The sequence below is a fragment of the Marinicauda sp. Alg238-R41 genome, assembly GCF_947331485.1.
Lineage (GTDB): Bacteria > Pseudomonadota > Alphaproteobacteria > Caulobacterales > Maricaulaceae > Marinicauda > Marinicauda pacifica.
Genome location: NZ_CAMZOJ010000002.1, coordinates 196276 through 211147, shown reverse-complemented (window position 1 = coordinate 211147; position 14872 = coordinate 196276). Strand labels below are relative to the sequence as shown.

Below are 14872 nucleotides of genomic sequence, written 5' to 3'. Positions count from 1 at the left end.
CGCCGGCGCATTTCTCCTCACATCCCCTCTCGCCATCGCGGCGATTCCGCGCTAACACCCGGCTTCAGCATTTTTGAGAACGCCGACACCGCCGCCGTCCGAAGCTCTTCGGAAGGCTGGGCGGGTTCGCGCGCGCCGATATCCCTTCGCCGGACCCTTGCCGCCGGCCAGACACGAGAGAGCCACCATGCCCAAGCGCACCGATCTGAAATCCATCCTGATCATCGGCGCCGGGCCCATCGTGATCGGCCAAGCCTGCGAATTCGACTACTCCGGAGTTCAGGCGGTCAAGGCACTGAAAGATGAAGGCTACCGGGTCATTCTGGTGAACTCCAACCCGGCCACGATCATGACCGATCCTGGCCTGGCGGACGCCACCTATATCGAGCCGATCACCCCGGAAATGGTCGCCAAGGTGATCGAGAAGGAGCGCCCCGATGCGCTGCTGCCGACCATGGGCGGCCAGACCGCGCTCAACTGCGCCCTGGAGCTGGACCGGCGCGGCGTGCTCGACCTGTTCGGCGTGGAGATGATCGGCGCGCGCGCGGACGTCATCGACAAGGCGGAGAACCGCGAACGCTTTCGCGTCGCCATGGACAAGATCGGCCTGGAAAGCCCGCGTTCGCGCACGGTCCATTCTCTGGCCGAGGCCGAAGCCGTCATGGAAGAACTCGGTCTGCCGGCCGTGATCCGACCGTCCTTTACCCTTGGCGGCACCGGCGGCGGCATCGCCTACAATGTCGAGGAGTTCCGCGAGATCGTCGCGTCCGGGCTTTACAATTCCCCGGTCAACGAGGTGCTGATCGAGGAAAGCGTTCTGGGTTGGAAAGAGTACGAGATGGAGGTTGTGCGCGACAAGGCGGACAATTGCATCATCGTGTGCTCGATCGAGAATATCGATCCGATGGGCGTGCATACCGGCGATTCCATCACCGTCGCCCCGGCCCTGACTCTGACGGACAAGGAATACCAGCGCATGCGCACCGCCTCGATCGCAGTGCTGCGCGAGATCGGCGTGGAGACCGGCGGCTCGAACGTTCAGTTCGCCGTCGATCCCAGGACCGGGCGCATGCTGGTCATCGAGATGAATCCGCGGGTTTCGCGCTCTTCCGCGCTCGCCTCCAAGGCAACCGGTTTTCCGATTGCGAAGGTCGCCGCCAAGCTGGCCGTCGGCTACACGCTGGACGAGATCGACAACGAGATCACCGGCGGCGCGACCCCGGCCTCGTTCGAACCGACCATCGACTATGTGGTCACGAAGATTCCCCGCTTCGCCTTCGAGAAATATCCCGGCGCCAAAAACACGCTGACGACCTCCATGAAGTCGGTCGGCGAAGCGATGAGCATGGGGCGCACCTTCAAGGAGAGCGTCCAGAAGGCACTGCGTTCGCTCGAGACCGGCCTGTCAGGCTTCGACGAGATCGACATTGCCGGGCTCGACCATGCCGACACGCCCGACAGCCGCCGCGCCGCCGTGCTGGCCGCACTCAGCTCGCCGACGCCGGACCGGTTGCGGGTGATCGCCCAGGCCTTCCGCGAAGGCCTGAGCGTCGACGACATCTACGCCGCCTGTTCCTACGAGCCCTGGTTCCTGCGCCAGATCGAGGAGATCATCCACACCGAGGAAGACGTTTCCACGCTGGGCCTGCCCGACGATGTCGAGGCGATGCGCGCGCTCAAGGCGGACGGCTTTTCGGATGCGCGACTGGCGCAGCTGACCTCAATGGATGAAGTCGACGTCCGCGCCCACCGGCGCAAGCTCGGTGTGCGTCCGGTCTTCAAGCGTGTCGACACCTGTGCCGCCGAGTTCGAAGCCGCGACGCCCTACATGTATTCCACCTACGAGACCGGGGAATGCGAGAGCGAGCCGACGAACCGCAAGAAGGCGATCATCCTGGGCGGCGGGCCGAACCGGATCGGACAGGGCATCGAGTTCGACTATTGCTGCTGCCACGCGGCCTTCGCCTTTGCAGAGATGGGCATCGAGTCCATCATGGTGAACTGCAACCCGGAGACGGTCTCGACCGATTACGACACCGCTGACCGGCTCTATTTCGAGCCGCTGACCGCTGAAGACGTGCTCGAGCTCATCGAGACCGAGCGCTCCAACGGCGAGCTGCTCGGCGTGCTCGTGCAGTTTGGCGGGCAGACCCCGCTCAAGCTCGCCGCAGAGCTGGAAGCGGCCGGGATCCCGATCCTGGGCACCGCGCCGGACGCGATCGACCTCGCCGAGGACCGCGAACGCTTCAAGGCGCTGCTGGACGATGTGAAGCTGCGCCAGCCGCCCAACGGCATCGCGAAATCGGTCGAGCAGGCGACCGAGATCGCCAAGCAGCTTGGCTTCCCCCTGGTTCTGCGCCCCTCCTTCGTCCTCGGCGGCCGGGCTATGGAGATCGTTCGCGATCAGGAGAGTTTCGAGCGCTATATCCGCGAGGCTGTTCACGTCTCCGGTAAATCCCCGCTGCTGCTCGACCGCTACCTCACAGACGCCAGCGAAGTCGACGTGGACGCGGTGTGTGACGGCGAGACTGTCTGGGTTGCCGGCGTGATGGAGCATATCGAGGAGGCCGGCGTGCATTCGGGCGATTCTGCCTGCGCGATCCCGCCCTACTCGCTCTCGCCCGAACTCATCGAGGAGCTCAAGCGCGAGACCGAGGCCCTCGCCCATGCGGTCGGCGTGATAGGGCTGATGAACGTGCAGTACGCCGTCAAGAATGGCGAGATCTTCGTGCTCGAGGTCAATCCGCGTGCCAGCCGCACCGTGCCCTTCGTCGCCAAGGCGATCGGCGCCCCGGTGGCCGCGATCGCAGCCAAGGTCATGGCCGGCGCCAAGCTGTCCGAGTTCAACACCAAGCCGTCCGATCCGGGCCATGTCGCGGTGAAGGAAGCGGTCATGCCGTTTTCGCGTTTCCCCGGCGTCGATCCGGTTCTCGGCCCTGAAATGCGGTCGACCGGCGAGGTCATGGGCATCGATGCGCGCTTTGAAGGCGCCTTTGCCAAGGCCCAGCTCGGAGCGGGTGTCAATCTGCCGCGCACCGGCACGGTCTTCGTCTCGCTCAAGGAGAGCGACAAGGCCTTCATGATCGAGTCCTGCCGCAAGCTGACCGAACTCGGCTTCTCGCTGGTGGCGACCGGAGGGACCGAGAAGACGCTGCGCGAAGCTGGCGTGACGGTCGCGCGCATCAACAAGGTCTTCGAAGGTCGGCCCCATATCGTGGATGCCATCAAGAACGGCGACATCCAGCTCATCTTCAATACGACCGAAGGGCGTCAGTCGCTGATCGATTCCTATTCGATCCGGCGCACCGCTCTGGAGCTGAAAGTTCCGTGCTACACGACCGCGTCTGCCAGCCGCATCTGTGTGCAATCCATTGCGGCGATCGACGCGGGAGAGCTTGAACCGCGCTCCTTGCAATCCTATCGTAGTGGATCGGCCTGACCGGGCGGCATTTCCGCCACGGCCGGTACGTCCGACTCTGACGGGAAACTCTCATGCAGAAAATACCAATGACGGCCGAGGGCCATCAGGCCCTCGACGCCGAGTTGAAGCATCTTAAGAGCGTGGAACGCCCGGCGGTGATTCAGGCGATCTCCGAGGCGCGCGAGCACGGCGACCTGTCTGAGAATGCCGAGTATCATGCCGCCAAGGAACGCCAGGGCTGGATCGAAGGCCGCCTGCAGGAGCTTGAGGACAAGCTCGCGCGCGCCCAGGTCATCGACACGTCCAAGATGTCGGGCGACACGGTCAGATTCGGCGCGACGGTAACTCTCGTGGACGAGGACACCGACAAGGAAGCGACGTACAAGATTGTTGGCGACGACGAGGCCGACGTCAAAGCCGGCAAGATCTCGCTTTCTTCCCCGATCGCGCGCTCGCTGATCAACAAGGACACCGGTGACGTGGTCGAGGTGAATGCCCCCGGCGGCGTGAAATCCTACGAAATCCTCAAGGTTGAGTGGAAGTAAGGCAATCTGGCTCATGCACGGACCTGGAAACGCTGCGGCCCTGCCCGGAGCTGTCTCGGGTTCGTCTTGATACCGCCGCCCTTGCGCTGCGATGACCGCTCGCGCCGCGCGCTTGCCTGACGTGTTACTGCGTCGGCGCGGCGCAGCCATCATGCGTGCAGCCACTTTCAGCGGCCGCTTGCTGCTGCCCGGAAACCGGTGACCCGTCCTCCCGCAAGAGCGCCATGATCTCCGCGCCGATCAGCATGTCTTGAGTGTGCCCGAATTTCTGCTTTCTCAGATTGCCCTGGCGATCAATGAGAATCGTCGTCGGTGTGCCCTGCATCTGATAGGCCGTCATGGTCCTGGGCAGCCCACGGCCATCCGGCGGCGCATCGATTCCCACCGGAAATGTGATCCGGTATTCATGCAGGAAAGCCGCAAGCGCCTCTTTCGACCCCTGCGCCGTGTGATGTTCGAACACCGTGTGCAGACCGATCACCGCCAGGTCGCTTTTACTGAACAACTCCCTCGCGCGCATGGCCTGCGGCAGCGAATGGGATACGCAGCCAGCGCACAGCATCTGAAACGCTTCCAGAAGGACGACCCGGCCGCGCAGGGATTCGAGCGTGACCGGTTCCGGTACATTGAGCCACTCGGTCGTCTGCAGTGGCTTGGCGGGGCGGAGTCTCATTGCGGCGATCCTCGTCACAACTCGCGCCAATAATCATTGGCCGCGGCGATGGTCTGATAGTGGATGGCGACCACCTGACTCGAGGCGATCAGCGCATCGGCGTCTCTGGAGTATTTCGGGCGTAGCCGGTTCAGAACCTCCGCGTCCGGCTGCGTGGCCTTCACGCCGAGGCGGGACAGCTTGATCGCAAGCTGGAAACCCGCCTCCGGCGTTGGAGCGACAAGGCTATCCGGAAAGCCGGAGAGCATATCCGTCATCGAGATTACTCCGCCATGACCTTGCCGGGCATCGAGAGGTCACCGGATGCGATGTCATGCACGCCAGTGACACACAGCAATGGGGCTTGCCCTGTTTCGTTGACCTGCAACTGAGCGGTCACGGCGTCGAACGAGACGTTTTCAGCACCGGTCACCGGCACGGTAATCCGTGCGAGGCGTCCATCGAGGACCGGACTCATGCCGGGGCTGTCCAGGGCGATGGGCAGGCCGGGCGCGGTAGCGGGCAGCAGGTCCTGGCCCGGGGAGACATCGCGCACTTTCAGGCCTGCGCCGCAGGCGACATCTTCGGTCAGAACCACCCAGTGCGAGTGCCAGTCGGCGCCGTCATTGTTCGGATCGCCATCCTGGTCCTCATCGAAGAGTGGCGTGTCATCGAAATCAGGATGTGCCGTGATCGCGAGTGCCAGAATGCCGGAGTCTGCATCGAAACCCACGGCGTCCGGATCCAGGCTGGTGGGCCAGACATAGGCCTCGACCCGGGCGCCGGTCAGCTGGCCCGTCGGAGACGGCTTCACACTGCCCGCGACGCCGGCGACTTCCATGGCGAATGTCACGAGGCGACCGTCGGTGGAGGCTTGTGTGCTGGTGACATCGAAGGCTGGCGGGATATCGGGATTCACCTCGCTCTCGATCGGGTGGGCGGACGCTGAACCGGCGGCGCCGGTTGCCAGCATGATGGCGAGGGTCAAGCGTTTCATGAGTTTTCTCCTTTAGTATCGAGTCGATACTGTCTCATAGCACGCTCGGCCGCTCTTGCAAGAATTGTTTTTAGTCGATACAAAAAAACATGTCCGATTTCGCCGCCACTGCGCTGCTTGAACGCCTCTCGCGCGTCATCCACAACGACGCACATGCCAGCGGTCTCAAACCCACTCAGTGGGAAGCCCTTCGCTTCCTCGCCCGGGCCAACCGGGTTTCCCGCAGCCCAGGGGCGCTGACGGGGTTTCTGGGCGTGACCAAGGGAACGGTGTCCCAGACGCTGCAGGCGCTCGAACGAAAGGGGCTGATTGAAAAGACGACGGCAGATGGCGACCGCCGCGGCGTGAAGCTGGACCTGACTCCCGCCGGGCGGACCCTGCTCGCCGACGATCCGTTGACCGATCTCGACGCCAGCCTGGCCGCAATGCCACCTGAAGCCCGCGATCAGCTGAGCACATCTTTAGAACGGCTCATGACGGAAATGCTCGCCCGTCGTGGAGGGCGGGCCTTTGGCGCATGCCGAACCTGCCGGCACTTCACGCGCGGACATCGTGAGGGCGCGCCGTATTTCTGCGCCCTGTTGCGTGCGCCACTGTCCCGGGAGGAAAGTGAACAGATCTGCATCGAACAGGAGACGACCGCTTGATGTCCCAAACCGAACGCACCTGCTTCGTCGTCTCCGACGGACGCCGCGGGATCGAGAATCAGGCTCTGGGCCTGGCCGAGGCGTTGAGCGACCTGACGCCGCTGCGTCTGATGCCGGTCCATGTCCCGCGAACCGGACCGATTCCCGACCCCGGACCGATCGCGCCCGAGGTCTGGATTGGCTGCGGGCGGGCCGCGGTGCGCGCGAGCGAGGTCCACCGGCGCGCCTTTCCTGATTGCACGATGGTCTATATCCAGCATCCGCGCGAAAACATGGCGCGTTTCGATCTGGTCATTCCTCCGCGCCATGACCGCCTGGACGGGCCGAACGTGTTCTCCATCCTTGGCTCTGCCAACCGGATCACGCCGTCACGCCTGGCCGAAGGCGCGGCCCCGTTCGCATCACGCATGGCCGGTTTCGGTACACCCCGCGCCGCCGTGCTGATCGGCGGGGACTCCCGGCACCACCGGTTTGGTGAAGCGGTGAATACCTATCTGATCGAGCGCCTGGCCTTCCTGCGCGCCTGCGATGTGGCGCTGCTGATTACCGTCTCGCGGCGCACCCCGGACGCGTTGAAGGATGCGCTTCGGGAGCGGTTCTCGCACGATGAGGGCGTCTGGCTACACGAGGATGGCGCCCCGAACCCGTATTTTGCCTTCCTTGAGGGCGCCGACTGGATTTTCGTCACCGAGGATTCCACCAATATGCTGACCGAAGCCGCGGCGACCGGAAAGCCGGTGTTTCGCCTGCCGGTCGCGGGCGATCCCGGCAAGTTCAGGCGCCTTTACGCCGAGCTTGAGGCCTATGGAGCCGTGCGCCCTTTCCTCGGAAGACTGGACCGGTGGCGCTATCGCCCGCTTCGCGAAACCGGGCGCGCGGCGCAGCGCGTGCTTGAAATTCTCGACGCGAAATCCCACTCCTGAACATCAACGGTCAAATGGGTCAGGACCTGGGGCGAATCCCGTCAGGTTCGGACCGAAATCATGAGAGAGGATCAGCCATGAGCGAGTCGCGCCACGCGAAAGTCGTCATTATCGGGTCGGGCGCCGCCGGCTATACCGCCGCCATCTACGCGGCGCGTGCCATGCTCAAGCCCATGCTGATCGCCGGATTGCAGCCGGGCGGACAGCTGACCATCACCACCGATGTCGAGAACTATCCCGGCTTCGCCGAGCCCATACAGGGGCCCTGGCTGATGGAGCAGATGAAGGCCCAGGCCGAGGCTGTCGGCACCGACATGGTCAGCGACATCATCGTCGAGGCGGACCTGAAGGCGACGCCCAAACGTCTCGTCGGCGATAGCGGCACGGTCTACACCGCCGACACCGTCATCATCGCCACCGGCGCCAGCGCGAAATGGCTGGGCCTCGAAAGCGAGCAGAAATATCAGGGCTTCGGCGTGTCGGCCTGCGCCACGTGCGACGGTTTCTTCTATCGCGACAAGGAAGTCTTCGTGGTGGGCGGCGGCAATACCGCTGTCGAAGAAGCACTGTTTCTGACCAACTTTGCCAAGAAGGTGACGCTGGTTCACCGCCGCGACGAACTGCGCGCTGAAAAGGTGATGCAGGACCGCCTGTTCAAGCACCCCAAGATCGAGGTCGTCTGGAATAGCGAGCTGGATGAAATCCTGGGCCAGGACAAGCCGATGCCCGGCGTCACCGGCGTTCGCCTGAAGAACACGCAGACCGGTGAGACCGAGGAACGCGCCGCCGACGGCGTGTTCATCGCGATCGGCCATGCGCCTGCAACCGAGCTCTTCATCGACCAGCTCGAAACCAAGCCGGGCAATTATCTCGTCACCAGGCCGGACAGCACCGAGACCGCCATTCCCGGCGTCTACGCGGCGGGCGATGTGACCGACGACAAATACCGCCAGGCCGTGACCGCTGCCGGCATGGGCTGTATGGCCGCACTTGAGGCCGAACGCTATCTCGCGGCGCGTGAAGCGGCGGGCGAGCCCGAGCCGGACGCGGCGGAGAAAGAGAAGACCGACGCGGCGTAGCGATATATTATAACGTTGCGTGAGTTTCATTTGGCGTAGCGGGCCGGTCGCGGTATCGACACAGGCATGACCCAGCCCGCTACGCCTGCCGTCCTGATCGAGGATTTGCGCTTTGCCTACGCGCGCAAATCGCCTCCGGTTCTCGATATCGCCCAATTTCGTGTCGATCCGGGTGAGCGCGTTTTCCTGCGCGGCGCGTCGGGAAGCGGCAAATCGACCCTGCTCGGCGTCATCGCGGGCATTCTGGACGTCTCCCACGGGCGGGTCGAAGCGCTCGGCACGGACATGGCGCATGCCGACGCGGCCACGCGCGACCAGACGCGGGCGGAGCGTCTCGGCGTCATCTTCCAGATGTTCAACCTGCTGCCCTACCTTCCGGTGGGCGAGAATGTGATGCTGCCCTGCCGCTTCTCGGCCGGACGCGCGCGCGCCACGAAGGTCAATGGCGGCCCGGCCGCCGATGCGCGGCGTCTCCTGAGCCGGCTGGAGCTCGATCCCACAGAGTACTGGAACGCCGCGTCGCGCAGCCTGAGCGTCGGCCAGCAGCAGCGTGTCGCCGCAGCGCGCGCCCTGATCGGCCAGCCCTCACTCATCCTGGCCGACGAACCGACCAGCGCCCTGGACACCGACCGCCGCGACCGCTTCATCGCCCTCTTGCTGGAGGAATGCGCGAGCAGCGGGGCGGCCCTGCTTTTCGTGAGCCATGATGGCGGGCTGGCGCCTCATTTCGACCGGGCGCTGGATCTCTCCGAGATCAACCGCGCCGGCACGGGAGAAACCGCATGAGCCGCTTCCCCCTGCCCCGCCTCGCCCTGCGCTCGGTGCTGAACCGGCGCGCGACCGCGATCCTCACCGCCCTCACCGTCGCCATCTCGGTCACCCTCTTCCTGGGTGTGGAGAAGGTGCGCCATGGCGCGCGGGCGAGCTTCGAGAACACGATCTCGGGCACCGACCTCATCGTCGGCGCGCGCTCCAGCCCGATCAATCTGTTGCTCTACTCCATCTTCCATATCGGCGACCCGACCAATGCGATCAGCTGGGAGAGCTATGAGGCCGTGTCCGGCGCGCCCTCGGTCGCCTGGACGGTTCCGATCTCGCTGGGCGACTCCCATCGCGGCTTCCGCGTGGTGGGGACCGACAACCGCTTCTTCGAGCACTACAAATACGCCAATCGCCGCGACCTCGAATTCGCGAATGGCGGCCCGCTTGAAGACACGTTCAGCGCGGTGATCGGCGCGCGCGTCGCCGACGAGCTGGGCTATGAGGTCGGCGGCGAGCTGATCGTCGCCCATGGCGGCGGGGAATTCAGCTTCGTCCAGCACGACCAGAACCCCTTCACGCTGACCGGCATCCTCGCGCCGACCGGAACGCCCGTCGACCGCTCGGTCTTCGTGCGGCTGGACGGGCTCGACGCGATCCACGACGGGGCGGGGTCCGGGGAGGATCACGCCGGAGACGCCCACACCGAAGACGACCATGCCCACGCTGAACCCGACCAGATCACCGCCTTCCTCGTCGGGCTCGATCATCCGGCCGCCGCGCTGCGCCTGCAGCGCCAGGTCAACACCTATCCCGACGAAGCCCTGCAGGCGATCATCCCCGGCATGGCGCTGGTCCAGCTGTGGAGCGTGATCGGGGCGGCGGAAACGACGCTGACCCTGATTGCCGCCTTCGTCGTGCTGACCGGGCTGGTGTCGATCCTCACCGCCATCCTGACCAGCCTGAACGAGCGCCGGCGCGAGATGGCGATCCTGCGCGCGCTCGGCGCCCGGCCGCATCACATCTTCACGCTGCTGGTCAGCGAGGCCGCCCTGCTGGCGCTCGCAGGGGCCGTGCTGGGCACCGCCCTGACCTATGGCCTCCTCGCCGTCCTCGCCCCTGTGCTGGAGGCGCGCTACGCGATTTTGATCGCGCAGCTCTGGCCGGGCCTCTACGATCTGGCCATTGTGGCCGCAGTGACCGGCGCCGCCGCGCTTCTGGGTGCGTTTCCCGCCTGGCGGGCCTACCGCAACTCGCTGGCCGACGGTATGACCATTCGGGTCTGACCATCGGGGTCTGACCGGTCCTGAACGGACGGCGGATGATAACCGCTGCCGCACCGGGCCGATCGGGGAGAGGCGCGCATGACGCTGGACTGGGACAAGCTGAAGACCTTCCACGCTGCCGCCGAGGCCGGTTCGCTGACGCGCGCATCCGACGCCCTGCACCTCTCCCAGTCGGCCGTCAGCCGCCAGATCAGCGCGCTGGAAGCCGAGCTCGGGGTCAAGCTCTTCCACCGCCATGCGCGCGGGCTGCTGACCACGGAGCCCGGCCGCCTCCTGTTCGAGGCCACCAGGGACATCGCCGCCAAGGTCGCCTTCGCCGAGGCCCAGGTGCAGGACAGCCGCGACGAGCCGACCGGGCTCTTGCGCGTCACCGCCCCCACCGCGCTCGGCGCGCTCTGGCTCGCCCCGCGTCTCTACCGTTTCCGCGCCCTCTACCCGCTGATCAAGCTGCGCCTGCTGCTGGCCGACCATGAGCTCGACATCGCCAATCTGGAGGCCGACGTCGCCATCCGGCCCTGGGGCTCGACCCAGAACGACCTCATCCAGCGCAAGCTCATGGATGTCGACCAGCACCTCTATGCCAGCCCCGCCTATCTCGACCGCGCCGGCCTGCCGGACTCCATCGAGGCGCTGGACCGCCACGACATGGTCGCCTACGGGCCGCGCCATCTCGCGCCCATCCCGAACCTGAACTGGCATCTCGTGCTCGGCCGGGAGAAGGGGGCCAAGCCGCGCGAGGCCGTGATCGAGGCCAACACGATCAACGCCATCATGAAGACCGCCGAGGCGGGCCTGGGGATTGCCGGCCTGCCCGACTATGTCGCGCGCGAGAACGAGAATCTGGTCCGCGTCCTGCCCGACATTGACGGCCCCGCCTTCGAGACCTTCTTCGTCTACCCCGAGGAACTCAAAGGCTCGCGCCGCGTCATCGCCTTCCGCGAATTCCTCATCGAAGAGGTCAAACGCTGGGAGCAATAGGGCCGGCCATTCCCCGTCACCCACCCCCTCTTTCCTGACGAAAGTCAGGACCGAGGGTGCGCGCCCGCCCTCCGATGCTTCGAGGCCCGGCAAGCCGGGCACCTCAGCATGAGGGAGCGGGTTGGACGTCTGATGCCAGTATCGCAGTCAAAACCATCATCCGATGTCGCCCATCCCCCTCACCCTGAGGTGCGCGCGCAGCGAGCCTCGAAGGGTCGGATGACGGTCTCACGCCGATAACCAGAACCCTCTTTCCTGACGAAAGTCAGGACCCAGAGAGCGTGAAGCGCCGTCATCGGATGACGCCGCCCTGTCCTCTCTGGGTTCCGGGTCTCGCTTCACTCGCCCGGAATGACGACCGTTGGATTCTGTTTGATTTCAAACATATAACTCGTCATCCCGGACTTGATCCGGGATCCAGAGCGCGTGAAGCGCCGTCATCCGATGACGTCGCCCTGTCCTCACGAGGTCCTTGGCTCTCGCTTCACTCGCCCGGAATGACACCATGGGACGGTTCACTCAGGGCACGAGTCGGGGCCGGTCTTTTTCTCCCCCCACCACCAGTCCGGAAAGGTGTAGCCCTCTTCCGCCGCCCTGGCCGCATGCGACGCGGCAATGCGCTCGATGCGCCGCCCCAGAATCTCGCGATAATCCTCTTCCTCCGGCGGCAGATAGTCGGGCACCGTGGCCAGCATCCGGCAGACGGTCAGCATGCGCTCGGCCAGGCGCATCAGCTCGGCGGCGTGTTTCAGCTCCCCCTCTTCCATCAGGGCGAGCGCCGCGCGCATGGCCCGCTCCCCGGCGGCGCGCGCCTCCAGCGGGTTCATCGCGGTGGCCGGCGCCGTCCCGTCCGCCCCGGCGGGGCCGCCAACCTCCCCGGACTCGCCGGTCCCGCCGTCGTCGCCCTCCGGGTCCTCGTCCGTGCCGCCGCAGTCCGGCCCGCCGGCCGGGGCGCAGCCGGACCCGTCAGGGGACGCAGAGCCCCCCGCCGGCGCGGCGGCGTTCAGGCGCGCCTGGCGCGCGAACACCTCGCGCACCCGGGCCTGAGCCAGGTCCTGGCCCCGCCAGCCGCCCTCGGCCGCCCAGCGATAGAGGGTGGAGACCGGCACCGCGACCTCGGCCGCAATCACATGCATTTCATGACCCGCCTCGCGCATCGCGCGCGCCGCAGCGATCAGGTCGAGGCGTTCATCCTCGGAGCGTAAATATCCCATGGAGGGAAGGATGGGGGTGTGAGGGCGGGGCGGGGATAAGGGTGCTGAACTCGGTATCTATCCGCGTTCTCACCGGTAAATAGATGTGTATCCTTTTATCCTATGGCGGACTGTGATCGCAAAATGTGTATGTGGCCCGGATTTCCCATAATCGTCGCATAGTTAATGCTGGGCCATCAATCGCCCGCGAGTATATCCCCAATTTCACGGAACTTGTCGGCTAGGTCGTTTCGCTGGTTCTCTGGCGCAATTCTGGCCCGATTTGCCAGCGCATTGAGGCCGGCTTCAACGCTCTCAGTTGTTTGTCCCTCCGTGAACAGCAACAAGAATTTCTGCCAAGCCGAAAGTGGGATGCCAGCTAGCTTGTCGTTAAACAGTTCTTCGATGTAGCTATCCATTGCCTTCGACCGTGCAAACCGACCGAAATTTTTGCCTGCGTCCTTCTGGGCCTGATCTGAAATTTGGTCTGTCTTGTTCGGATAGTGTGTTGTCACCGAGGACAGGCTAACGCCGCGATCCGTCCCTTTCCCGCCTCGGGCATGTTCCCAGTACCAATTGCGATATTCAGCAGCTTGTCTGGCGTTGATCACGTAGGGGGTGAATACTTGTGGCGAGCCAGAAATTACCTTTGACAAAGCCCACGGCACCACAACGAGCAAGTCGGCTGGTGCGCAGACGGCGGGCGTTACATTGTAACGAAAACTCGGCTCACCTTCCTTGGCAAGGGCATACCACCCCTTGAGTTCGATACCCATGAGAACCTGCGGCTTAACGTCCGGCGCGGACGCGCGCAACACAACGTCTGGGAAAGTTTGTGGCTGACGCTCAAAACTGTAGAGCGAGTATTTTTGTTGTGGGTCCCAAACAGAACGCAACTTGTTCAGGGACTCAATTACCTGTTCTTCTATCGTCGCACCAAGGGACGAATTGAAAGCGAATAGATCAGTCGCAAGAACGCCAGAAATGATCAACTCCGACTCGAAGCGAGAAGGCAATGTGTAAATTGCCCTCTTCACCGCCCGCCAGAGTTCGTAATGTTCCCAAGTTTGATCAGGCTCGGTTGGCTTTGGCGGTTCCGGTGTTGTCAATTCCTGATTCCCCATTAAGCCGGCGAACAGCGGCTGCATAGAATTCAGGAATAACCTCAGAAGCGTAGCATTGTCTACCAGAACGAAGAGAGTGGACAGCAGCCGAGCAAAGACCCCCGAATGGCTCCCACACCACGTCCCCGGGATCTGAGGATGCAGACACAGTGCGGTCAATCAATCGCAGTGGCTTCTGGTTCATATGCAGGGCCTTAAAACCCACACTTTTTACCCGCTCGACGCCACGGACCGCGGGCTCTATCCAGACATTAGTTACGCCGTGAGCGTGGTTCCACTTTGCACGCATCCGCTCCCACTGTCTTTCGGACAGCGGCGTCTTGCCATCGAGAGAGAAGTACGGGCGATCTGTCGGGCGCCCGTGCTTTGTCGCATATTCAGCAAGCGCGACCATTTTATCTGCAGGCGGAAAGTACCACATGTGACACTGAGTGAAGTATTTCCGGGTCGCAGCGTTGACAACTCCGCAGGCCTCATTCGTCTTGTAGAGTGGAAGGCATGAGCGCTGCCATTCGTGACGGAGCCACTGCTTCATTGAAAGCGCTTCCCCCTCTGCGGTTGTCAATTGAGTGTCCCGCACATACTGGACGCATATCTCGGTGACTACAGGAAAACCCCGGATCGTGTCACCATTGCAGTTGCCTGCGACATGCCCGATGCCTTTGTCCCAGATGTGTGCTGCTTTGTAGCGCCACCCATGCATCTTCAACACCGAGTGCACCTCCGCCCAACCAACTTCAGAGCACCAAAACCAGAGAGTCGTTTCAGGCAGGGCCAGACGCGCCCATTCGGCGACGTGCGGAGCATACCATTCGCCGAGATTATCGGCGGTATTCGGTTCGCCTGGAAACTTGCCTAGGCCATAGGGGCCATCTGCCACGATCACGGTGGGGCGCGGCCACTTGCTGTAGCAGTTCATCGCGTCTGCGTGATGGACGGTCGCGCTACCCCGTGCTTTAAATTCCACTGGCGATTTTGGAATTAGCGGGACTACCTTCTTTTTCATTATTCTATGTCCATTGCTCATTCAGACACATGTTGGTCGTGATCGACAAACCGTGCAACTGCAACAATGCGAACATAAAGTGAACCTTGCATGGCTGTCCACACATTGATCGTTCAAAACAGATTCAATGCGCTGTCCGTGCATCGTTGTACGCGGCTTTCAAAACCGCTCCCGAGAAAAAGAGCGGCCATGAAGGTTGCCCGCATGCTTATTTCTGGGAGGTGGTACCGCTCAGGCGTATTGGATCTGTGCCCAGCTGAGT

14 protein-coding genes are annotated in these 14872 nt (G+C 63.7%); 8 read left to right on the top strand and 6 right to left on the bottom strand.

The window, feature by feature from the left end; translation table 11 throughout:
* The first annotated feature begins 187 nt into the window (after positions 1-187).
* Positions 188-3439, top strand: a complete 3252-nt coding sequence (carB, locus tag PGP17_RS09465; protein WP_270375148.1) for a carbamoyl-phosphate synthase large subunit — start codon at positions 188-190, stop codon at positions 3437-3439.
* 53 nt (positions 3440-3492) lie between these two features.
* A complete protein-coding gene (gene greA, locus PGP17_RS09460) occupies positions 3493-3966 on the top strand; it encodes a transcription elongation factor GreA (RefSeq protein ID WP_135944325.1) in 474 nt (157 codons plus the stop codon).
* 124 nt (positions 3967-4090) lie between these two features.
* Here the strand turns inward: greA and PGP17_RS09455 are convergent, their stop codons facing one another.
* Genes PGP17_RS09455 through PGP17_RS09445 form a run of 3 tightly spaced genes read right to left on the bottom strand, consistent with a single transcriptional unit; the run spans position 4091 to position 5615 of the window.
* Positions 4091-4639, bottom strand: coding sequence for a redoxin domain-containing protein (locus tag PGP17_RS09455; protein WP_270375147.1), 549 nt, complete (start codon positions 4637-4639; stop codon positions 4091-4093).
* Positions 4640-4653: 14 nt separating this feature from the next.
* Complete coding sequence (locus PGP17_RS09450; RefSeq protein WP_270375146.1) at positions 4654-4896, bottom strand: hexameric tyrosine-coordinated heme protein; 243 nt, start codon at positions 4894-4896, stop codon at positions 4654-4656.
* 5 nt (positions 4897-4901) lie between these two features.
* On the bottom strand, positions 4902-5615 hold the full coding sequence (locus PGP17_RS09445) for a hypothetical protein (protein ID WP_270375145.1): 714 nt from the start codon (positions 5613-5615) through the stop codon (positions 4902-4904).
* A gap of 89 nt (positions 5616-5704) precedes the next feature.
* On the opposite strand from PGP17_RS09445, the gene PGP17_RS09440 reads away from it, so the two are divergent.
* The 6 genes from PGP17_RS09440 to PGP17_RS09415 all read left to right on the top strand — a co-directional run bounded on the left by PGP17_RS09440 (position 5705) and on the right by PGP17_RS09415 (position 11287).
* Positions 5705-6262, top strand: coding sequence for a MarR family winged helix-turn-helix transcriptional regulator (locus PGP17_RS09440; RefSeq protein WP_135944333.1), 558 nt, complete (start codon positions 5705-5707; stop codon positions 6260-6262).
* Complete coding sequence (locus PGP17_RS09435; RefSeq protein ID WP_270375144.1) at positions 6262-7185, top strand: mitochondrial fission ELM1 family protein; 924 nt, start codon at positions 6262-6264, stop codon at positions 7183-7185. The genes PGP17_RS09440 and PGP17_RS09435 overlap by 1 nt, the downstream gene beginning before the upstream one ends.
* Before the next feature lie 77 nt (positions 7186-7262).
* Positions 7263-8264: a thioredoxin-disulfide reductase gene (gene trxB / locus PGP17_RS09430; RefSeq protein WP_270375143.1), complete on the top strand. Its 1002-nt coding sequence runs from the start codon at positions 7263-7265 to the stop codon at positions 8262-8264.
* 66 nt (positions 8265-8330) lie between these two features.
* Positions 8331-9050: an ATP-binding cassette domain-containing protein gene (locus PGP17_RS09425; protein WP_270375142.1), complete on the top strand. Its 720-nt coding sequence runs from the start codon at positions 8331-8333 to the stop codon at positions 9048-9050.
* The gene (locus PGP17_RS09420) at positions 9047-10309 is read left to right on the top strand and encodes an ABC transporter permease (protein WP_270375141.1); all 1263 of its coding nucleotides are present in this window, start codon (positions 9047-9049) and stop codon (positions 10307-10309) included. Before PGP17_RS09425 ends, PGP17_RS09420 begins: the two co-directional genes overlap by 4 nt.
* A gap of 78 nt (positions 10310-10387) precedes the next feature.
* Positions 10388-11287, top strand: coding sequence for a LysR family transcriptional regulator (locus PGP17_RS09415; protein WP_233342056.1), 900 nt, complete (start codon positions 10388-10390; stop codon positions 11285-11287).
* Positions 11288-11802: 515 nt separating this feature from the next.
* Here PGP17_RS09415 and PGP17_RS09410 read toward each other — a convergent pair.
* The 3 genes from PGP17_RS09410 to PGP17_RS09400 form a co-directional block, all read right to left on the bottom strand.
* Positions 11803-12501, bottom strand: coding sequence for a hypothetical protein (locus PGP17_RS09410; RefSeq protein WP_270375140.1), 699 nt, complete (start codon positions 12499-12501; stop codon positions 11803-11805).
* A gap of 176 nt (positions 12502-12677) precedes the next feature.
* Complete coding sequence (locus PGP17_RS09405; RefSeq protein WP_270375139.1) at positions 12678-13628, bottom strand: hypothetical protein; 951 nt, start codon at positions 13626-13628, stop codon at positions 12678-12680.
* Positions 13552-14610 carry a DNA methyltransferase gene (locus PGP17_RS09400; RefSeq protein WP_270375138.1) on the bottom strand — a complete coding sequence of 353 codons (1059 nt, stop codon included), beginning with the start codon at positions 14608-14610 and terminating at the stop codon, positions 13552-13554. Before PGP17_RS09400 ends, PGP17_RS09405 begins: the two co-directional genes overlap by 77 nt.
* Positions 14611-14872 lie beyond the last annotated feature (262 nt).

What these genes read in the sequence shown, in the direction of transcription:
- carB (WP_270375148.1), top strand. Translation starts at nt 188, where the DNA reads ATGCCCAAGCGCACCGATCTGAAATCCATCCTGATCATCGGCGCCGGG.
- greA (WP_135944325.1), top strand. Translation starts at nt 3,493, where the DNA reads ATGCAGAAAATACCAATGACGGCCGAGGGCCATCAGGCCCTCGACGCC.
- PGP17_RS09455 (WP_270375147.1), bottom strand. Translation starts at nt 4,639, where the DNA reads ATGAGACTCCGCCCCGCCAAGCCACTGCAGACGACCGAGTGGCTCAAT.
- PGP17_RS09450 (WP_270375146.1), bottom strand. Translation starts at nt 4,896, where the DNA reads ATGACGGATATGCTCTCCGGCTTTCCGGATAGCCTTGTCGCTCCAACG.
- PGP17_RS09445 (WP_270375145.1), bottom strand. Translation starts at nt 5,615, where the DNA reads ATGAAACGCTTGACCCTCGCCATCATGCTGGCAACCGGCGCCGCCGGT.
- PGP17_RS09440 (WP_135944333.1), top strand. Translation starts at nt 5,705, where the DNA reads ATGTCCGATTTCGCCGCCACTGCGCTGCTTGAACGCCTCTCGCGCGTC.
- PGP17_RS09435 (WP_270375144.1), top strand. Translation starts at nt 6,262, where the DNA reads ATGTCCCAAACCGAACGCACCTGCTTCGTCGTCTCCGACGGACGCCGC.
- trxB (WP_270375143.1), top strand. Translation starts at nt 7,263, where the DNA reads ATGAGCGAGTCGCGCCACGCGAAAGTCGTCATTATCGGGTCGGGCGCC.
- PGP17_RS09425 (WP_270375142.1), top strand. Translation starts at nt 8,331, where the DNA reads ATGACCCAGCCCGCTACGCCTGCCGTCCTGATCGAGGATTTGCGCTTT.
- PGP17_RS09420 (WP_270375141.1), top strand. Translation starts at nt 9,047, where the DNA reads ATGAGCCGCTTCCCCCTGCCCCGCCTCGCCCTGCGCTCGGTGCTGAAC.
- PGP17_RS09415 (WP_233342056.1), top strand. Translation starts at nt 10,388, where the DNA reads ATGACGCTGGACTGGGACAAGCTGAAGACCTTCCACGCTGCCGCCGAG.
- PGP17_RS09410 (WP_270375140.1), bottom strand. Translation starts at nt 12,501, where the DNA reads ATGGGATATTTACGCTCCGAGGATGAACGCCTCGACCTGATCGCTGCG.
- PGP17_RS09405 (WP_270375139.1), bottom strand. Translation starts at nt 13,628, where the DNA reads ATGCAGCCGCTGTTCGCCGGCTTAATGGGGAATCAGGAATTGACAACA.
- PGP17_RS09400 (WP_270375138.1), bottom strand. Translation starts at nt 14,610, where the DNA reads ATGAAAAAGAAGGTAGTCCCGCTAATTCCAAAATCGCCAGTGGAATTT.